We start from the raw sequence: 18,257 nt of genomic DNA, 5'->3' as shown, positions 1-18,257 counted from the left end.
TTTTTTATGTTTAATAATGAAGTAGGTTTACCCATTCATAGATACTAAGAACTCTGTATTATTCTTAGAGAACTTTATTCTTTCGTTAATAAACTCCATTGCTTCAATGGGGTTCATATCAGCTAAGTACTTACGTAATACCCACATGCGTTGTACTGTCTTTTCATCCAGTAACAGGTCGTCTCTACGTGTACTAGATTTAATAAGATCAATAGCAGGGTAAATTCTTCTATTAGAAATGTTTCTATCTAATTGAAGCTCCATATTACCAGTTCCTTTAAATTCTTCAAAGATCACTTCATCCATCTTAGAACCAGTTTCTGTTAATGCTGTAGCAATGATTGTTAAAGAACCACCATTTTCAATATTTCTAGCTGCACCAAAGAATCGTTTAGGTTTATGTAGCGCATTTGCATCGATACCACCAGATAAGATCTTTCCAGAAGCCGGAGCTACAGTATTGTATGCTCTCGCTAAACGTGTAATAGAATCTAAAAGGATCACAACATCATGACCGCATTCTACAAGTCGTTTTGCCTTTTCTAAAACGATGTTTGCTACGCGTACATGCTTATCAGCTGGTTCATCAAAAGTAGAAGCAACTACCTCACCACGCACACTACGTTGCATGTCGGTAACTTCTTCAGGACGTTCGTCAATTAATAGAACGATCTGATATACTTCAGGGTGATTCGCAGCAATAGCGTTCGCCACATCCTTTAATAACATGGTTTTACCAGTTTTAGGCTGTGCTACGATCATTCCACGCTGTCCCTTACCAAGTGGAGAGAATAAATCAATAATTCTAGTAGATAGAGAACTTCCCTTTTCTGCTAGGTTGAATTTTTCATCCGGAAATAACGGTGTTAAATGCTCAAAAGAAACACGATCTCTTACAACATTAGGGTTTAAACCATTTATTTTAGATACTCTAATTAATGGAAAGTATTTTTCTCCTTCTTTAGGAGGACGTACATTTCCTTTAACAGTATCTCCTGTTTTCAAACCAAATAATTTTATCTGAGATTGAGAAACATATATATCATCTGGTGAGGATAGGTAGTTATAATCCGAAGATCTTAAAAACCCATATCCATCAGGCATCATCTCTAACACACCTTCACTTTCAATAATTCCATCAAATTCAAAATCAGGGTCTCTATACTTGTTCCCGTTCTTTTGATTTCTTTGATGATTCTTATCTCTATTCTGGTTGTTATGATTTTTATTTCGCTGATTATTCTGATTCTGATTGTTCTGCTGCTGTTTTGATTTTTGATGGTTTTGTTTTCCATCAGTGTTCTCTTTCTTAGCAGGAGCTTTAGAATTGTCAGCCTTAGAATTATCAGTTTTAGGATGCGCCTGTTTTTGAGGTTGTTTGGCATGAGATGCCTCTTTTGGTTCCTGCTTAGCTTCTTCCTTTTTAACTGCGTGCTTTTCTGGTGCATTTGATTTTTCAGCAACTACTTTAGCCACTGGCGCAGCTGACTTAGCAACGCGTTTCCTTTTTGGTCTAGCAGTTTTAGGTTTTTCACTTTTAGGAGGATTTGCCGCTTGTGTATCAATTATTTTATACACTAAATCCAATTTTTTTAATTGACTTATCTTAGATAGGCCAATGCTTTTAGCAATTTCTTGTAACTCTGGTAGAGTCTTTGCTTTTAGTTCCGAAATCTCGAACATTATATATAATGATTAAATTATTTCTTAGAGGTGTAAGAATTTTAAATTGTTTTTTGATATCTAGCAATTGTATAAAGTATGTATACAATTTTTTTCAGAAGGGTTCTTTATTCCAAGCAAATATATACAATTATTTTAAATTTAAAAGGCTCCCGTTAAAAAAGAAATTTTTACTTTTGTCTTCCAGAATTTTTAAAAATGATTCAAAGAATACAAACATTATATTTATTATTGGTGGCAGCTGTTTCTGGAGGGCTCATATTTGTATTCAGTTTATGGACATTGGTAAGCGACAAACAAGAGTTTGTTTTAGACTTATTTTCTAAGCCAGAGTTTACCTTTAAAGTGATTCCTGTTTCATTTTTAGCATCGTCTTTAATTGCATTGATGGCTATCTTTAATTTTAAGAAGAGACAATTGCAATTTGTTTTAGGACGAATTATAGTATTGGTCAACCTTTTTTTATTAGGATTGTTGATTTATCTATCTCTAACCTTACCTGGAGAAACTGCGGTTTCTAAGAAGGGTATTGGGATGTTCCTACCTGTGGTAGCAATCTTGTTTGCCGTATTGGCTAATAAGGCTATAAAGAGGGATGAAGATCTTGTGAAATCTGTAGATAGATTGCGATAAGCCTAACATCTTAGTATATTTAGTGCGTAAACCGGAGTTGAAGAACTCCGGTTTTTTCGTTTTATATTCTGTATGTTTGTAGTCGAGAACAATATTATTTTGTGATCAATTTTCACCCCTTAATTTGATATCACCGAAAACCGTTAGATGAAAATTTCACGGAAAAAAGGTATTGTACAACTTTGAAATACCACTTAAATTTGTAACGTAATAATGAAAGAAAAGATATACGTTCACGTAGCAGATGATCATAAAATCTTAATAGAAGGGATCATTGCTGTAATAAATACTGACAAGGATATAGAGATAGAAGGATATTCTCTCACTGGTAAAGAAGTGATTGATTGGTCGAAAGAAAAAACCGCTGATATTCTGATTTTGGACATTAACATGCCCATTTTTGATGGAATAGATGTGCTGAAGTTTTTTCAGTCAAATAAGACAGACCAAAAAGTAATTATCCTCTCTAGTTATGACGATGTGAATTTGGTAAAACAAATGCTCAATTTAGGAGCCAAAGGATTTTTATCAAAGAATAGTGCTGGAGAGCATATTGTAAAAGCTATTAAGGCGGTTGCAGCAGGAGAGCAGTATTTTAGCGACGATATTCAGAATAACTTATTTAAGTTATATACGGGGCAAAAGGTAGCCGAAGGAGAAAGACCAGAAAGTACCATTGCTCATAGTTTAACAGAAAGAGAACTAGAAGTTCTTAAGTTAATAGCAAAAGAAAACAGTACCTCAGAAATCTCAGGTATATTAAACATAAGTACAAACACAGTAGAAACGTATAGAAAAAGTTTATTAAAGAAAACAAAAGTTAAAAACGCAGTAGGCTTAGCAATGTATGCAGTAAAAAACAATATTATCTAGTAATATCCCCTAAAATAAGATTCTCTTATATTCTTTTAAGAATACCCCTAATAAGAGTTTGTTTTCCCCCCAATTACTATGTAAGCTGCATACATTATAAGCCTATTTTTTTAGTATTAAATTCAATTTCCTAAATTCTCTCAATCATGAAAAATTTCAAATCAATTTTTGTAATGTTAACCATTAGCATGGGGCTAATGTCTTGTTCTTCAGAAGAAATATTTACACCAGAAGACACAACAAATAAGTTACTAGAAAACTATACCGTTAAAAGAGATGCATCAGGGGCATACTCATTAGATTATAATTTAGCAGATAATGCAGAAGTATCACTTTCTAAGGATAAAAGATCAAATTCTAATGATTTTTACCTATATTCATCTGATAATCAGTCTAAAAAAAGTTTTAAAGAAGCGTTAGCAATACAAGACAATTCTTTAAGAGTTGGGTTTACTGATACAGAAACAGGAAAAAAATCTTCTATAATGATAATAGATGATAAAATTTCTTACAGTAATAGAAATGCTGATGAAGATTTTTTAAATGAATATAGTATTTCAAGCAATGGAGATGGTACTTATGATTTAGATTTTAAGGTTGCTGATGATGTAACAGTAGAGTTTATTTATAATGATGATTTACAAACGTATGAGGTACATCTTGAAGATGGAGTCAATTCACAATCTGAATATCTTAAGACATTTGTTAAAGAGGAAGGTGTGGATTTAAAAATTGATTTTGTAAATCATTACGTTGGTACAACAAGTAGAGAGGAAAATGTCGCAATGGTTGAAAGAAAGCCGAGGTCTATAATTAATGATTAAATACTTGAGGGAAATAACGAAATTATTCTTTGCCTTAGTTATATTGATTTATAGCTCTGCGGTTGAGTGTTCTAATAAAGAAGTTGTATCTTATACAACTTCTTCGCTTATAATTCATAGTCAAGTCAAGGATAGTCTTTTGCTTGAGAAATTTAGAAAGGCTGATAGTTTATTTCTCGTTAAAGATTACCCTAAGGCTGTTGAGGTAACGACTGAATTGCTATATCAAGCGAAAAAAGAAAAAAATATAGAATTACAATCGCTTGCTAATTACCTGATGGCGCAAATATGGTACAAAACGAAAGCATATAAAAAGTCAGCGAAATATTTTAGAAAGAGTTTGTCAAGTTTTAGTAGAAATAGAATGAATAATACTCTATTGAAAGAACTAAAGGTGGAAGATAATGATTTTCTTTTTCTGGAAAATAATTTTAAGTTGGGAGTCACATACCATAGACTTTTAGAAAGAAATGATAGTATAATAAAGTTTCAAGATAGTGCACTATATTATTATGGTAAAGTAATTGATTCTGAGACTTTTAAAAGAAAGGCACTCAAGTTGCAGTCAAAAACTTATAGTAACTTATCTAGTATTTACATGCATGATAGCATGTTTGATACGGCTGAACTATATGCAAATAAATCAATTCAAATTGAATCTGACTTTTCAAAGAATTTTTATGATCTAGCTGGAGCATATGGAAACTTGGCAGGAATATACCTGTATGAGTCTGATTATGAAAAGTCTAAACAAACTACCTTAAAAGCTTTGAATTTTCTAGATAATATTAAGGGAGAAAAAGCAGACAGGTATAAAGCGGATTTGTATTTTAACTTAGCCTATGCAATGTATATGTTAAGAGATTACAAAGCTTATGAATTTCAAGAGAAATCGTATAATATTTTTGACAAATTAAGAGGGGATGAGTTAAGGAAAATAGTCGAAAAAGCTAACGCAGAGAAGAATTTCGAAATTGGTATGAAAGAGGGAATTTTGCAGGAAGAGATCAAGCTTTTAGAGCAAAAAGACAAAACCTGGGGAGTAACGGTATTAAGTATTTCTATACTAATCATATTAATTGGAACCATTGCGTATTTTAAATTCCGACAAAAGAATCTGAGTTTAAAGGTGTCTCGAAACGAACTGATTCAACAACAAAAGATTGAGAAGTTAAAATCAGAATCACAGATCCGTATTTTAAATGCTACCATAGACGGAAAAGAATCAGAGCGGAAACAAATAGCAGAAACCTTGCACGATAGTGTAAGTACCTTATTATCTTCCGCAAATCTACATTTACAGGCATGCCGTTCTCAGTTCAATGGATCCACACCTGTAGAAATAGAGAAATCACAAAAGATCATTACCGAAGCTTCTGATAAGATTCGAGATTTGTCACATACGCTAGTCTCCTCTGTACTATTGAAATTCGGACTGCAGTATTCGCTAAAAGATATGGCAGACAAGTATTCGAACTCCCAAATAGAGATTAGAACTGACATCTCTGACTTGAGAAGATACGATCAAGGGTTCGAAATAAAGACCTACAATATCATTCAGGAGTTTATTAATAATGTTTTAAAGCATAGTAAAGCTTCTAAAGCAGAATTGACATTATTTGAAAAAGATCAGAGATTAATGCTTTCTATTAACGATAATGGACAAGGATTTAATAAAGATCTCATTCCTGAAAAAGATGGATTAGGAATCAACCAGATTGATGCCAGAATAAAAATGATGCAAGGTAAATTCACGATTGAAAGTAGCAAAGGAAATGGTACTAAAATTTCGGTAGAACTTCCTATTCACGAGCGTGAAGCTGTTACGTTCGCTTAGCCAATTCAATCACTTCCATATTTTTAATAGCACCTTTATCTAACTCAAAACGAAGCATAGTGCGTATTTTGTGAAAGCCATGTTTTCCAGCGGCACCTGGGTTTAGGTGTAGAAGCTCCAATTTTTTATCGAACTGAACCTTTAAAATATGTGAATGACCACATATAAATAATTTTGGAGGGTTGGTAGCCAACATTTCTTTTACACGAGGGTTATACCTATTAGGATACCCTCCAATATGTGTAATCCAAACCGTTACACCTTCTACTTCAAATTTGTTGTCTAACGGAAATTCAGTACGTGCATCTTTATTATCAATGTTTCCAAATACGGCGCGTAGCGGTTTTAATTTTTTAATAGTATCGGTAACATCAAGGTTCCCAATATCACCTGCATGCCAGACTTCATCGGCTTGTTTTACAAACTTTAAAATTTGATCATCGATATAGCTATGCGTGTCAGAAAGTAGTAGTATCTTCTTCATAATTCTAAAGTACAAATAACGAAATAAAATCCGTAATTTTGATTTGTTTTAAATCCGTATTTTTTTGAGATATTTTATCGAATTATCGTATCATGGAAAGAACTATCATGGATGGCAAATTCAACCTGATGCGAATTCCGTGCAGAGCGAAATTCATAAAGCGCTAAGTACCGTGTTGCAAGAAGAAATAAGTGTTGTAGGAGCTGGAAGAACAGATACAGGAGTACATGCATCCCAAATGTTCGCACATTTTGATTCGGAAAAAGAACTGGATAGCAAGTACACATACAAGTTTAACTCTGTACTGCCAAACGATATTGTAATTCATGACCTCTTTAAGGTAGATGACGGAAAACATGCTAGATTCGATGCTATAGATCGTAGTTACGAATATAGAGTTTGGCAAGGTAGAAATGTATTTTTACTAGATACTACCTTTCAATTGCATCATAAAACTTTGGATGTAGATTTGATGAATGAAGCATGTAAGAGTTTGTTTAAGTATAAAGATTTTGAGGCATTTTCCAAAGTTCAGACGGAGGTGCATACCTTTTTATGCGATATTACAAAAGCAGAGTGGATACAAGATGGAAGTGAGCTCACATTTCATATTACGGCAAATAGATTTTTACGGAATATGGTGCGAGCCATTGTAGGAACGTTATTACAAGTTGGAGAGCGTAAAATTAGTATAGACGAGTTTGAAAAAATTATAGAAAGTAAAAATAGAAGCAATGCAGGGACATCGGTACCGGCAAAAGGATTATTTTTAACAAAAGTTACCTATTAAGCAATGGCAGAAAAAGTTTCGGGAAAAGCATTTGATGTAAAAGTATTTACAAGACTAATGGGTTTTGCAAGGCGTTATAAATTACATTTTTTTATAGCGGCGTCTTCCACGATCTTATTGGCTTTGTTTTCTGTGGCAAGACCTTTGGTGGTAATTGCTTCAGTAAATGATTACATCATTGGTAAGGATGAAGTTGGCTTGCTGAACTATATATTGATCATGCTGGCAATTTTGATGGGTGAGGTTCTATTACAATTCACATTTATCTATTATGCCAATTGGGTAGGGCAACATATTATCAGAGATATTAGAACTAAAACATTTAGGCATATCTTGGAGTTTAAAATGACCTATTTTGATAATACGTCGGTAGGGAGGTTAGTTACGAGAGTAGTATCTGATATAGAAACCATTGCAAGTTTTTTTACGCAAGGCGTTTTTACCATAGTAAGTGACATCTTAAAAATGATGACGGTTATTGTTGTAATGTTCTATATAAATTGGCAACTAGCATTAATAGCCATAGCTGTATTGCCGATTCTGATTTATGCAACGAAAATCTTTCAAATTGCTATTAAAGCCACATTTCAAGAAGTTAGAAATCAGGTAGCGAATTTGAATGGTTTTGTACAAGAAAGAGTGACGGGTATGAAGATTGTACAGTTGTTCAATAGAGAAAAGATTGAATATAGAAACTTTAAAGAAATTAATAATAAGCACAAGAAAGCTTATATAAAAACCATTTGGTATTATTCTATCTTCTTCCCGATTGCTGAGGTACTATCGTCTATAGGAATTGGTTTGATAGTATGGTTTGGAGGAGGTCAAGTACTCGAAGGAGTAGTCTCTGGTCCTGGTGATATTTTCGGATTTATCATGTTTGCACAAATGCTGTTCAGACCATTACGTCAGATAGCCGATAAGTTTAATCAGTTGCAAATGGGAATCGTTTCTGGTGAACGTGTATTTAAAGTGATGGATACGGATAGCTTTATTAATAAAAGCGGAACATTAAAAGCAGAAAACTTAAAAGGAGATATCGCTTTTAAAAATGTTAGATTTAGTTATATAGAAGGAGAAGAAGTGTTAAAAGGAATTTCTTTCGACGTGCAGAAAGGACAAACCGTAGCCATTGTTGGAGCTACAGGAGCAGGAAAATCAACGATAATTAATTTGATCAACCGTTTTTATGAAATTGACTCAGGAACCATTTGTGTAGATACGATTCCTGTGAATGAATACGAAATCTTATCTCTTAGAAAGCAAGTCGCAGTGGTATTACAAGATGTATTCTTATTTTCCGATACCATTTTTAATAATATTACACTTAAAAATGAGAACATTTCTTTGGAAGAGGTGAAAGAAGCGGCTAGAAAGATTGGGATACATGATTTTATCATGACCTTACCGGAAAATTATAACTACAACGTAAAAGAAAGAGGCGCAATGCTTTCTTCAGGGCAGCGACAGTTGATTGCTTTTTTAAGAGCTTATGTCAGTAAGCCAAGTATTCTTATTTTAGATGAAGCTACGTCGTCGGTAGATTCACATGCAGAACAAATGATTCAGCACGCTACGGATACGATTACTAAAGATAGAACCTCCATTGTTATTGCGCATAGGTTAGCCACTATTAAAAAAGCAGATAAGATCATTGTCATGGACAAAGGGATTATCGTAGAGCAAGGAACCCATAATCAGTTACTACAAAAAGAAGACGGATACTACAGAAACCTATACGATAAACAATTTAGTGTAGAACTAGCATCATAAAGCGCTTGCGCTGGACGTGCAAATTGTTTAAAATACTCAGGCCCTAAAAATAGGTACATCAATGCGGCAGTGAGAATACTAAATATGACGTAAAAGATTGCCAGAATCAACAAAAAATATAAACTTTTTATAATGAGTTGTACAAAGGTTAACTTAAACAACTTCTTTAAAATAATGGCTGTGTAAATGAAATAGAAACCCATGAGCCCAAAAGAAAAGACAAGCCCCATAGTTTGTTTTGTTGCGTATACAATTAATACTGCAACAAGGTTTACAATAGCAAATTGCGCATTGGTATATAAATAAATGATGATGTGCTCAACATAGTTGTACATTTTTTTGTTGTAAAACACAATCCATGACATGAGCGCATAAATGGGAATACTCATTCCAGTAACTATCGCGGAATAATCATAGATCATATTCATCATCTGCTTAGTCCCTTCAGTATTTTGCAAACCAGCAGTATCATTCAGATTTTCTATCGATTGAATGGCTCCCTCTCTCATTAAATAAATGGAAATACCAGAAAGGGTAATAGATATTAAAAGATATCCAAATGGGTCGATATATCTTTTTCGTACCCCATCAATATAACTTTTAATAACAACATCGGGTTTTACAAAAAGATGGATGATCGTCTTAAGAAGCTTATTGTCTACACTTAAAACCTTCTCAGAAAACTCTTGAAAAAAATATTTAAACGTGAGTCGATTATCTACTTTTCTAGCTCCGCAATTAGAGCAAAAGCCATCTGAATCTAATACAGAATTCTTACAGTTTTTACAATCCATATGTTAAGCAATATCATTTCTTAGTTTATCAATAAGTTCATTGTAATCTGCATACAGTTCAAACCCCCCATCTTTAATATAGGAGATCTCGCCAGTTTCCTCAGATACTAGCAAACAAACAGCATCGGTCTTCTCGGATACACCTATAGCGGCTCTATGCCTTAAACCGAACCTTGAAGGAATAGTAGCGCTATTAGAAACAGGCAATATAACTCTGGTAGCAACAATATAATTATCTCTAATAATAGTAGCGCCATCGTGCAGCGGACTATTTTTGTAGAAAATGCTTTCTAATAAAACTTCATTAAGTAAAGCATTCATAGTATCACCTGTGTTGGTTAAAAAATCCAAACTATTGGTTCTTTCCAGTACAATTAGTGCTCCTGTTTTTGTAGTAGATAATTTCTTACATGCTTCAACTAAAATAGTGACGTTTGTTTCAGAGCTAATTTCTGATTTCAAAAACTTGATCTGATTTAAAAAACTTCTTTTAGAGGAGAAATTGGTAGTCCCGATCATTAGTAAGAACTTTCTAATTTCCTGTTGAAAAACAATAATCAATGCAATAACTCCACCGCTAAGTAGGTATCCTAAAATACGGCTTAGCATTTCCATTTTAAGCGCTTCTGTAATCTTCCAGATCAAGAATATAAAGGCAATACCTAAAAAAATATTGATGGCAACAGTACCTTTTAAAAGCTTATAAATGTAATAGAGTAAGATAGCGACTAGTAAGATGTCTAGTATATCCAAAAATGAAATATCAATAAAATCGAGCATTAATTGATGTATTTCGGATAAATGTACTAATTATTTACCTTTTCGCCATATCAATTCGACATTTCGGTATCTGCCACTAAGAGCGGGTATTTAGAACGAACCGCCTTTATTTTTGCCATGATCTCCTCTCCATTTTCTGGGTTTGCTTTTAAATTTTCCAGCAAGCTGGAGTAATTTTGACCATACATGTCCACTGAAACTCTATTCCTTAATGAAGCATAGGCTTTATTGATCTCGTCCATGACGGTTATATAGGTTTCATATGAAGAACTCCTATTGGCTTGAATAGAAATAAAAGCTTTAGATGGATGATCGGAAGAAGCTTTGTCTTTTTTACCCTTACACCATGTGCATGGCTGCTTATCGATGTCTAACCCTCCGCCATTGTCAATAAAATTAAGCGTAATTTCTTTAATTTCATCTGGACCAATAATTCGATTATCAAACATCAATTCATTGTGTTGATTGATCTTTACCTCCAGAATATTTCTATCGTGAATAACAATTTGTGGAGCATTTTTCTCTTTTGGAGGTAGTTTCTTCAAGATTCCGGAATCCGTATCCATTGTGGTGGTTACTAAAAAGAAAATGAGTAGTAAAAATGCAATGTCGGCCATTGAGCCCGCATTAATTTCGGGTGTGTGTCTTTTGTTCATAGTCTAGGTTTTTAATAGTATAAGACCTACAAACAATATGCCGAAAATTCTCTATATCAGTTGGTTAGTGATTGTGATGGCTTCTGTGGCTTCTTTTACATCGTGTACTCGTAAAATAGAAGCACCGTTCAAAAGCGCTATAGTATTTGCAGAGGTGGTTGCATTTAAAGCCTCTTGTGGAGTTGTTCCTAACGTTTTATACAGCATTGATTTTCTTGACATCCCAGCTAAAATGGGAACATCCAGATTTTTGAACAATGAAAGGTTTTGGAGTAATTCGAAATTATGAACTCTTGTTTTTCCAAAACCAAAACCAACATCAATAATGATATCATTTAGCTTTAGGCTCCGTAACGTCGAAATCTTCTCTGCAAAAAAAGCAATGAGCTCCGTTGTTACATTTTTATAGGTAGGGTCTTGCTGCATATTTTGTGGAGTTCTTAACATATGCATTACAATATATGGCACCTGAAGCTCAGCAACAGTAGCGAACATATTAACATCCATATTTCCACCGGAAATATCATTGATTATGGCTGCTCCACTAGCAATCGTTTCTTTGGCGATCTTACTTCTAAAAGTATCTACGGAAATCAAAATTTCGGGAAATTCTTTGAGCAAAAGATCAATCACGGGAAGTATTCTTTGGAGCTCCTCTTCTTCGGAAATATGAGTGGCACCAGGTCGGGAAGAATAAGCTCCTATATCTATAAAAGTAGCACCCTCAGATAACATGTTTTCAACTTGATGTAAAACATCAGAATTGTTTTTGTATTTCCCACCATCGTAAAAAGAATCGGGCGTAATATTTAGAATCCCCATTACTTTGGGTGTAGAAAGATCGATAATGGAGCCCTTACAATTGATTGTCATTAGCGTACCACTTTATTAATTACTGGAGATTTTTCTGGAGTTTCGTAAGCGCTCATTTTACTTAATAATCCTTCAACGGTATTTGCTACGATCAACAATGCTCGATTCGCGGGCTTCAAATAACCTTCTGCCACCATAACATCTAATTGTTTCAATGTATGATCGAAAAAACCATTAATGTTCAATAGCCCTACAGGCTTTTGTTCTATGTGCAATTGTCCTAGTGTAAGGCTTTCAAAAAGTTCATCTAAAGTGCCAAACCCACCTGGTAAAGTAATATAACCGTCTACCATTTTACTCATAACCACTTTACGTTCGCTCATCGTTTTGGTCACTACTAGCTGCGTAACTTCTTTATTAACAACTTCTTCATGGGTGAGCAAACTTGGAATGACTCCAATAACTTCCCCTTTTTGAGATAGTATCGTTTCTGCCAAAACCCCCATCATACCAATTTTCCCTCCACCATACACGAGCGCAATATTCTTTTCGACAAAAGAATTTCCGAGGGCAATAGCCGCTTCCTTATAAACAGGATTAAAACCTAAGCTCGAACCACAAAAAACAACAATTTTATTCATAAAAGACATGTGTTAAATCCCTAAAATTCTTCCGTAAAAATAAACGAAAAGCGTTTAGGATTTACTATTTTTACGCAAATACTTTATAGAAATAAAAAGAGTTTATGCAGAATACTTCCAAAGAATACGATGCCGTTGTATCAAGCTGTAGAAGTTTATTTATTAAGAAGATGAGTGATTATGGTAGTGCCTGGAGAATCTTAAGATTACCGTCATTAACCGATCAAATATTTATAAAAGCACAACGAATTCGTCAATTGCAGGAAAATGCAGTGCGAAAAGTAGACGAAGGAGAGAAGTCTGAGTTCATAGGGATTATCAATTATAGCATTATGGCGTTAATTCAGTTGGAGCTGGGTGTAGTTGAGAACCCAGACCTAACAACGGAGGAAGCTACGGACCTATATGATAAGCATATAGGAATAACCAAGCAATTAATGGAAGATAAAAATCATGATTACGGAGAGGCATGGCGCGATATGCGAATTAGCTCTCTTACCGATCTGATTATTCAAAAATTATTACGTGTCAAACAAATTGAAGATAATAAAGGGAAAACCTTAGTTTCTGAAGGGATTGATGCGAATTACCAGGATATGATTAACTATGCAGTTTTTGCAATGATACATATGAATTAAAGATGATAATCAAGATACTAGTCCACCTGTCGAGAATTTTTGTTGGAGCCATGTTTGTTTTTTCTGGCTTCGTAAAATTAGTCGACCCTATAGGGTCGCAATATAAGTTTGAGGAATATTTTGGAGAGGGAGTGTTGAATTTAGAATTCTTGATCCCATATGCATTACCTTTTTCAATCCTCTTGATCTTAGCTGAAATTATGCTGGGCGTAATGCTCCTGTTGGGATATAAATCCAAAAAGACAGTTTGGAGTTTATTGGTATTAACAGCTATTTTCTTATTCTTAACTTGGTACTCTGCCTATTATAATAAGGTGACTGATTGCGGTTGTTTTGGAGATGCGATCAAGCTAACTCCATGGGAAACGTTCTACAAGAATGTAATTTTGATCGGACTGATCATTTTATTGCTAATACGTGTAAAAGACATCAAAGAAATACTTTCCAAAAAGATAACACTTGCTATCACTTTAATCTCTTTATTGAGCTTCTCATACATCACCTATCATGTGTTAAACCATTTACCTCTAATCGACTTTAGAGCCTATGCAGTTGGAAAGAATATCCCAGATGGTAAAATATATCATGGAGGTGATCAATTGCCTCCTACACAAGATTTTATTCTAGAAGACACGCAAAATGATCTTACCAATGAGTTAATGGCTAAAGATAAATTGATGCTACTGTTGGTTTACAACATATCTAAGTCAGAAAAGGATGGTTTTGCAAAAATTAAAAAAATAGCCGACGATGCCATTAATAAAGGCTATACGGTATATGGAGTTACCGCTTCTTTTGGTGACGAACTGGTCTTGACTCAAACCAAATACTCACTTCCTTTTGATTTCTTATTCTGTGATGAAACAGTGTTAAAAACAATGATTAGAGCCAATCCAGGAATCATGACATTCTCTAAAGGAACGGTCACTGGTAAGTGGAATTGGACTGATGCTGAGGATGTTAAACTGTAGTTTTAGTTTGTTTTTTGGTAGAAAATGCTAACTTAGTAGTAATCAATCTTAAAAAACATTACAAATGAAATTTTTAAAGTACTTATTATTACTAGTATTAGTGCTAGTTATTGGAGGTTTGGTTTTTGCTATGATGCAACCAAGCGAATATGATATCTCTAGAGATAAAGTTATTAAGGCACCAATTGCAGATGTGTTTAACACTGTAAATGACCTTAAGTCCTGGGAAGAATGGGGTCCATGGCACGATGACGATTCAACAATCGTGGTTACTTATGGAGACAAAACAGTAGGAGTAGGAGCAAGTGATTCTTGGACGAGTAAAGACGGACCGGGAAATATAAAAACGGTAAAAGTGCTTCCAAATCAACTGATTGAACAAAAGATGCAAATGGGAGATTATAATCCTATAGATGTTATCTGGTCTTTTAAAGAAGTGGAAGGAGGAACTGAAGTTTCTTGGCATATGAAGGAAACACAAGCTCCATTCTCGTTTAAGATTTTTGCGGCAATGTCTGGGGGATGGGATGCTATGTTAGGTCCGATGGAAGCCCAAGGATTAGATAATTTAGAAAAAGTAGTACAAGAAAGGATAAAAATGACACAAAATAGTTTTAGAGTGGGAGAAGTAACCTCCGTAGATTTAAAAGGACAGAAGTTTATTGGGTATTACCATAAAGGAAGAACAGATATGAGTCATGAAGAGATGACAAAACTATTCATGACCAGTTTGCCAAAAGCAGGGATGTATGCTGTGAAAAGTGGGTTAAAAGAAGGTGATTACACACCAGGGTCTGTATATACCAAGTGGGATGAAGAAACAAAAGAAGCCGAATTTTATATAGGTTTATTGTTGCACAAAAATTTGAAACCAGGAGAAGGAATGAAAGTAGTGACAATGCCCAGCGGAAAAGGAGTAATGGTAGATAAATATGGGAACTATGGAACCGGAGATATGGAGGCGCATGCGAAGATTGACCAGTATATGAAAGCCAATAAATTAGAGTATAATGGACTAGTTTGGGAACTATATATGAATGATCCTACGAGTGTAAAACCACAAGATATTCAAACAGATATTTACTATGCTGTAAAGTAATTGTCTAAAAAATAATGCTAAGAAAACCTCATAGTGAAAACTATGAGGTTTTCTTATCTTCGCAAAGATGAAGCAACTGTTACTGGTTTTTATTGGAGGAGGTTTTGGAAGCGTACTTCGCTATATATTAGGGAAATACCTAAACAACCCCGAAAGTGGAATCCCCTATGGAACCTTTGCTGCCAATATTTTAGGAAGCTTATTGATAGGTATTATTTTAGGTTTGGCCGCCAAAAATGAGTCTCTGACGCAAAATCAAACCTTATTATTGGCCACTGGATTTTGTGGCGGATTCACAACGTTCTCAACATTTGCTTACGAAAATCATGTATTCTTAAAAGCAGGTGATTTTGCTAGCTTTGCATTCTATACGATAGCCAGTTTTGTAATTGCATTTTTAGCAGTATTCTTAGGAATGTATTTTGTGCGTGTTTCTGCATAGTTATTTCCTGCCGATTTTCAAATTCATAATTTCAATATGCTTAAAATAAGTATATTATAATTTTTTGCCCTCATTTTTTTCATCTTCGCAAAAATGAATTTGAACTTTCATATCTGAAATATTTAGGTGTATTTTTCTTCTGTTTTTATAATAACCAAGACCTAAATCAATAGATATAATGAAAAAAATAGAAGCCATTATTAGAAAGTCAAAATTCGATGATGTAAGGGATGCCTTGCACGACATTGAAGTAACATTTCTATCCTATTGGGACGTTACCGGAGTAGGAAACGCACAAAAAGGAAGAGTGTATCGTGGTGTTACATACAGCACGAGCGATATACCACGTAGAATGCTATCGATTGTTGTTTCGGACTCTTTTGTAGAAAAAACGGTAAGTGCAATTCTCGAAGCTGCCTTTACTGGAGAAGTTGGAGATGGAAAGATCTTTGTAGTTCCAGTAGATGAAGCCTATAGAATACGAACAAAGGAAAAAGGAAAAGAATCACTTCAATAAGAGTTTATGGAAAATGGATTATTTGTTGCTAACAACATTTGGATGATGTTGTGCATCGCGTTGGTATTTATAATGCACCTTGGGTTTTCATTATTGGAGATCGGTCTAACTAGAGCAAAGAACACTATTAATATCTTATTCAAGAATGTAATCATTATTGTCGTTGGGTTACTGACATATACGTTAATTGGTTTTAATTTAATGTATCCAGGAGCGGAGTTTGCAGGTGGTTTTATTGGTTTTAGTGGATTTGGACTTGAGCTTCCCGTCAATGGGCTTACCGCCGAGTATTACAATGGACAATATACCTTTTGGACTGAATTCTTATTTCAGGCAATGTTTGCCGCTACAGCGGCTACAATTGTGTCTGGAGCAGTAGCAGAAAGAATGAAGCTTGGAGCATTTATTTTATTTTCTGCAGTTTATGTAGGCCTTATTTACCCGATTGTGGGTATGTGGAAATGGGGAGGTGGTTTTCTCGAGACATTAGGATTCTATGATTTTGCAGGATCGACTTTAGTACATTCTGTAGGGGGATGGGCTGCACTTATGGCAGTTTGGTTGTTAGGTCCCCGAATAGGGAAATTTAAGGATGGAAAAATAGGAGTGATTCCAGGTCATAGCTTACCACTGGCTACGGCTGGTGTATTTTTATTATGGTTTGGGTGGTTCGGTTTTAATGGAGGTTCGGTATTATCTGCAGAGCCAGGAGCAACGTCATTAGTATTGGTCACAACCTGTCTCGCAGCAGCGGGAGGAGGTTTAGGAGCATTCATTGTATCCTATGCCAGATATAAGGAGAATGACCTGTCCATGTTGTTGAATGGAATTTTAGGCGGATTGGTAGGAATTACTGCTGGTGCCGATCAAATGGGAGTCACCGATGCAATTGTGATCGGATTAGTTGCGGGATCCTTAGTTGTGTTTGCCGTTTCTTTAATAGACAGATTGCGTTTAGATGATCCGGTAGGGGCGATTTCAGTACATTTGGTATGTGGTATTTGGGGAACATTGGCCGTGGGGCTATTCGGAAACATGAAAGGACTTTCCCAATTTTTAAATCAATTCTACGGGATATTGATTGTTGGCGGGGCTTGCGTAGTAGCATCATTCATTATCATATTTACCATTAAGAAAACGGTGGGAATAAGGGTTCCAAAAAGGGAAGAGCTAGAAGGGTTAGATGTTCATGAACATGGAATGTCTGCGTATCCTGATTTTCGCTTGAATGAGCACTAGGGCTTTTTAAAATCTTTCACTCCTGCTTCGATAGCAATATCTAGATGATTCTTTCTTGGTGTAATCGGACAGGAGTATTTATCGTTGTAAGCGCAGTATGGGTTATACGTATTGTTAAAGTTTAAGATAACAGTGTCATCTTTATTAATTTCACTGATAAAAACATCCATATACCGTCCGCCACCATAAGAGCCATCCCCACTGGTATCATCTGTAAAAGGTAAAAAGAGATAATCTTTATATTTTTCGTCTGTTAAGTTTTCCTGATTTTGAAACAAGTGCAATTTTAACACCTTCCCTTTTAATGTAAAGGAAAGAATTCCGTATTGTTTGTATAAAGGTTTTCGGTCTGTTGTAGTGGCCATTTCAAAAACAGGCTCATCTGGGGTTCTGGTCAAAGTGGCATTTACTACATAGGAAGAATCTACAGGGTAAAAGGCTAAACCCTTAAACTTTTTAAGATCTCTTTTCTTTAAAGGAGATTTTGAAGCATCCTTAAAGCGTGCATTCTCTTTTTGTTGATATTCCGTTTTTCCAGCCAAAGGCCTTTTGCCTTGAGAACTACAAGAAGTAAGGATTAAAACAGTTAAAAGCAACAGTATTTTTTTCATGAGGTACAATATACAATGTAAAAATACGGATGTTTTTATAAGATTGATTTTAGATTTCGCTGATATTTAAAAAAAATATGTAGCTTTACGCCATTAATTAAAAAAACAATGAAGAATTTCATTACATGTTCAACGAAACAAAGGGTGTATGTTACCCTT

Annotated in this window: 20 protein-coding genes; 12 read left to right on the top strand and 8 right to left on the bottom strand. The window is 34.7% G+C overall.

Translation table 11 applies throughout. The annotated features are described in order from the left end of the window. Positions 1 to 27: 27 nt before the first annotated feature. Positions 28 to 1,683, bottom strand: coding sequence for a transcription termination factor Rho (gene rho, locus RQM59_RS07780; RefSeq protein WP_349241535.1), 1,656 nt, complete (start codon positions 1,681 to 1,683; stop codon positions 28 to 30). Between the two features lie 198 nt (positions 1,684 to 1,881). On the opposite strand from rho, the gene RQM59_RS07775 reads away from it, so the two are divergent. The 4 genes from RQM59_RS07775 to RQM59_RS07760 all read left to right on the top strand — a co-directional run bounded on the left by RQM59_RS07775 (position 1,882) and on the right by RQM59_RS07760 (position 5,850). Beyond that, entirely contained in the window at positions 1,882 to 2,316 is a 435-nt protein-coding gene (locus RQM59_RS07775) for a DUF4293 domain-containing protein (protein ID WP_349241534.1), read from the top strand. 213 nt (positions 2,317 to 2,529) lie between these two features. Further along, positions 2,530 to 3,189: a response regulator gene (locus tag RQM59_RS07770; protein WP_349241533.1), complete on the top strand. Its 660-nt coding sequence runs from the start codon at positions 2,530 to 2,532 to the stop codon at positions 3,187 to 3,189. Between the two features lie 173 nt (positions 3,190 to 3,362). Next, positions 3,363 to 4,013 carry a hypothetical protein gene (locus RQM59_RS07765; protein WP_349241532.1) on the top strand — a complete coding sequence of 217 codons (651 nt, stop codon included), beginning with the start codon at positions 3,363 to 3,365 and terminating at the stop codon, positions 4,011 to 4,013. Positions 4,014 to 4,017: 4 nt separating this feature from the next. Continuing rightward, positions 4,018 to 5,850, top strand: coding sequence for a tetratricopeptide repeat-containing sensor histidine kinase (locus RQM59_RS07760; protein WP_349241531.1), 1,833 nt, complete (start codon positions 4,018 to 4,020; stop codon positions 5,848 to 5,850). Here RQM59_RS07760 and RQM59_RS07755 read toward each other — a convergent pair. Next, entirely contained in the window at positions 5,837 to 6,334 is a 498-nt protein-coding gene (locus RQM59_RS07755) for a metallophosphoesterase family protein (protein WP_349241530.1), read from the bottom strand. The genes RQM59_RS07760 and RQM59_RS07755 overlap by 14 nt on opposite strands. 64 nt (positions 6,335 to 6,398) lie before the next feature. On the opposite strand from RQM59_RS07755, the gene truA reads away from it, so the two are divergent. Together truA and RQM59_RS07745 are read left to right on the top strand one after the other, a co-directional pair. After that, a complete protein-coding gene (truA, locus tag RQM59_RS07750; protein WP_349241529.1) occupies positions 6,399 to 7,124 on the top strand; it encodes a tRNA pseudouridine(38-40) synthase TruA in 726 nt (241 codons plus the stop codon). Between the two features lie 3 nt (positions 7,125 to 7,127). Then, positions 7,128 to 8,897, top strand: a complete 1,770-nt coding sequence (locus tag RQM59_RS07745) for an ABC transporter ATP-binding protein (protein WP_349241528.1) — start codon at positions 7,128 to 7,130, stop codon at positions 8,895 to 8,897. Here RQM59_RS07745 and RQM59_RS07740 read toward each other — a convergent pair. Genes RQM59_RS07740 through RQM59_RS07720 form a run of 5 tightly spaced genes read right to left on the bottom strand, consistent with a single transcriptional unit; the run spans position 8,849 to position 12,581 of the window. Then, on the bottom strand, positions 8,849 to 9,691 hold the full coding sequence (locus RQM59_RS07740; protein WP_349241527.1) for a DUF3667 domain-containing protein: 843 nt from the start codon (positions 9,689 to 9,691) through the stop codon (positions 8,849 to 8,851). The genes RQM59_RS07745 and RQM59_RS07740 overlap by 49 nt on opposite strands. Positions 9,692 to 9,694: 3 nt before the next feature. Next, positions 9,695 to 10,471, bottom strand: a complete 777-nt coding sequence (gene cdaA / locus RQM59_RS07735; protein WP_349241526.1) for a diadenylate cyclase CdaA — start codon at positions 10,469 to 10,471, stop codon at positions 9,695 to 9,697. A gap of 50 nt (positions 10,472 to 10,521) precedes the next feature. Beyond that, positions 10,522 to 11,127 carry an ExbD/TolR family protein gene (locus RQM59_RS07730; protein ID WP_349241525.1) on the bottom strand — a complete coding sequence of 202 codons (606 nt, stop codon included), beginning with the start codon at positions 11,125 to 11,127 and terminating at the stop codon, positions 10,522 to 10,524. A gap of 51 nt (positions 11,128 to 11,178) precedes the next feature. Further along, positions 11,179 to 12,000, bottom strand: coding sequence for a dihydropteroate synthase (gene folP / locus RQM59_RS07725; protein WP_349241524.1), 822 nt, complete (start codon positions 11,998 to 12,000; stop codon positions 11,179 to 11,181). Then, the gene (locus RQM59_RS07720; RefSeq protein ID WP_349241523.1) at positions 12,000 to 12,581 is read right to left on the bottom strand and encodes an LOG family protein; all 582 of its coding nucleotides are present in this window, start codon (positions 12,579 to 12,581) and stop codon (positions 12,000 to 12,002) included. The genes folP and RQM59_RS07720 overlap by 1 nt, the downstream gene beginning before the upstream one ends. A gap of 104 nt (positions 12,582 to 12,685) precedes the next feature. On the opposite strand from RQM59_RS07720, the gene RQM59_RS07715 reads away from it, so the two are divergent. The 6 genes from RQM59_RS07715 to RQM59_RS07690 all read left to right on the top strand — a co-directional run bounded on the left by RQM59_RS07715 (position 12,686) and on the right by RQM59_RS07690 (position 17,487). After that, entirely contained in the window at positions 12,686 to 13,219 is a 534-nt protein-coding gene (locus tag RQM59_RS07715) for a DUF1599 domain-containing protein (protein WP_349241522.1), read from the top strand. A 2-nt stretch (positions 13,220 to 13,221) separates the two neighbouring features. After that, the gene (locus RQM59_RS07710; protein ID WP_349241521.1) at positions 13,222 to 14,190 is read left to right on the top strand and encodes a BT_3928 family protein; all 969 of its coding nucleotides are present in this window, start codon (positions 13,222 to 13,224) and stop codon (positions 14,188 to 14,190) included. A 64-nt stretch (positions 14,191 to 14,254) separates the two neighbouring features. After that, complete coding sequence (locus RQM59_RS07705) at positions 14,255 to 15,289, top strand: SRPBCC family protein (RefSeq protein WP_349241520.1); 1,035 nt, start codon at positions 14,255 to 14,257, stop codon at positions 15,287 to 15,289. Between the two features lie 67 nt (positions 15,290 to 15,356). Next, positions 15,357 to 15,731 (top strand): fluoride efflux transporter CrcB, encoded by a 375-nt coding sequence (gene crcB, locus RQM59_RS07700; protein ID WP_349241519.1) that lies wholly within the window; start codon positions 15,357 to 15,359, stop codon positions 15,729 to 15,731. Positions 15,732 to 15,909: 178 nt separating this feature from the next. Next, positions 15,910 to 16,248 (top strand): P-II family nitrogen regulator, encoded by a 339-nt coding sequence (locus RQM59_RS07695; RefSeq protein ID WP_349241518.1) that lies wholly within the window; start codon positions 15,910 to 15,912, stop codon positions 16,246 to 16,248. Positions 16,249 to 16,254: 6 nt separating this feature from the next. Continuing rightward, positions 16,255 to 17,487, top strand: a complete 1,233-nt coding sequence (locus RQM59_RS07690) for an ammonium transporter (protein ID WP_349241517.1) — start codon at positions 16,255 to 16,257, stop codon at positions 17,485 to 17,487. Here the strand turns inward: RQM59_RS07690 and RQM59_RS07685 are convergent. Then, a complete protein-coding gene (locus RQM59_RS07685; protein ID WP_349241516.1) occupies positions 17,484 to 18,098 on the bottom strand; it encodes a DUF1684 domain-containing protein in 615 nt (204 codons plus the stop codon). The two genes, RQM59_RS07690 and RQM59_RS07685, sit on opposite strands and share 4 nt — an antisense overlap. Between the last annotated feature and the right edge of the window lie 159 nt (positions 18,099 to 18,257).

Source organism: Asprobacillus argus, from assembly GCF_032248395.1.
Taxonomy (GTDB): domain Bacteria; phylum Bacteroidota; class Bacteroidia; order Flavobacteriales; family Flavobacteriaceae; genus Polaribacter; species Polaribacter argus.
Note: the sequence above shows the minus strand (reverse complement) of the source record. Positions and strands in the feature narration are given on the sequence as shown.

What these genes read in the sequence shown, in the direction of transcription:
- cdaA (WP_349241526.1), bottom strand. Translation starts at nt 10,471, where the DNA reads ATGCTCGATTTTATTGATATTTCATTTTTGGATATACTAGACATCTTA.
- RQM59_RS07685 (WP_349241516.1), bottom strand. Translation starts at nt 18,098, where the DNA reads ATGAAAAAAATACTGTTGCTTTTAACTGTTTTAATCCTTACTTCTTGT.
- RQM59_RS07720 (WP_349241523.1), bottom strand. Translation starts at nt 12,581, where the DNA reads ATGAATAAAATTGTTGTTTTTTGTGGTTCGAGCTTAGGTTTTAATCCT.
- RQM59_RS07690 (WP_349241517.1), top strand. Translation starts at nt 16,255, where the DNA reads ATGGAAAATGGATTATTTGTTGCTAACAACATTTGGATGATGTTGTGC.
- rho (WP_349241535.1), bottom strand. Translation starts at nt 1,683, where the DNA reads ATGTTCGAGATTTCGGAACTAAAAGCAAAGACTCTACCAGAGTTACAA.
- RQM59_RS07705 (WP_349241520.1), top strand. Translation starts at nt 14,255, where the DNA reads ATGAAATTTTTAAAGTACTTATTATTACTAGTATTAGTGCTAGTTATT.
- folP (WP_349241524.1), bottom strand. Translation starts at nt 12,000, where the DNA reads ATGACAATCAATTGTAAGGGCTCCATTATCGATCTTTCTACACCCAAA.
- RQM59_RS07715 (WP_349241522.1), top strand. Translation starts at nt 12,686, where the DNA reads ATGCAGAATACTTCCAAAGAATACGATGCCGTTGTATCAAGCTGTAGA.
- RQM59_RS07745 (WP_349241528.1), top strand. Translation starts at nt 7,128, where the DNA reads ATGGCAGAAAAAGTTTCGGGAAAAGCATTTGATGTAAAAGTATTTACA.
- crcB (WP_349241519.1), top strand. Translation starts at nt 15,357, where the DNA reads ATGAAGCAACTGTTACTGGTTTTTATTGGAGGAGGTTTTGGAAGCGTA.
- RQM59_RS07710 (WP_349241521.1), top strand. Translation starts at nt 13,222, where the DNA reads ATGATAATCAAGATACTAGTCCACCTGTCGAGAATTTTTGTTGGAGCC.
- RQM59_RS07740 (WP_349241527.1), bottom strand. Translation starts at nt 9,691, where the DNA reads ATGGATTGTAAAAACTGTAAGAATTCTGTATTAGATTCAGATGGCTTT.
- RQM59_RS07765 (WP_349241532.1), top strand. Translation starts at nt 3,363, where the DNA reads ATGTTAACCATTAGCATGGGGCTAATGTCTTGTTCTTCAGAAGAAATA.
- RQM59_RS07755 (WP_349241530.1), bottom strand. Translation starts at nt 6,334, where the DNA reads ATGAAGAAGATACTACTACTTTCTGACACGCATAGCTATATCGATGAT.
- RQM59_RS07730 (WP_349241525.1), bottom strand. Translation starts at nt 11,127, where the DNA reads ATGAACAAAAGACACACACCCGAAATTAATGCGGGCTCAATGGCCGAC.
- RQM59_RS07770 (WP_349241533.1), top strand. Translation starts at nt 2,530, where the DNA reads ATGAAAGAAAAGATATACGTTCACGTAGCAGATGATCATAAAATCTTA.
- RQM59_RS07775 (WP_349241534.1), top strand. Translation starts at nt 1,882, where the DNA reads ATGATTCAAAGAATACAAACATTATATTTATTATTGGTGGCAGCTGTT.
- RQM59_RS07695 (WP_349241518.1), top strand. Translation starts at nt 15,910, where the DNA reads ATGAAAAAAATAGAAGCCATTATTAGAAAGTCAAAATTCGATGATGTA.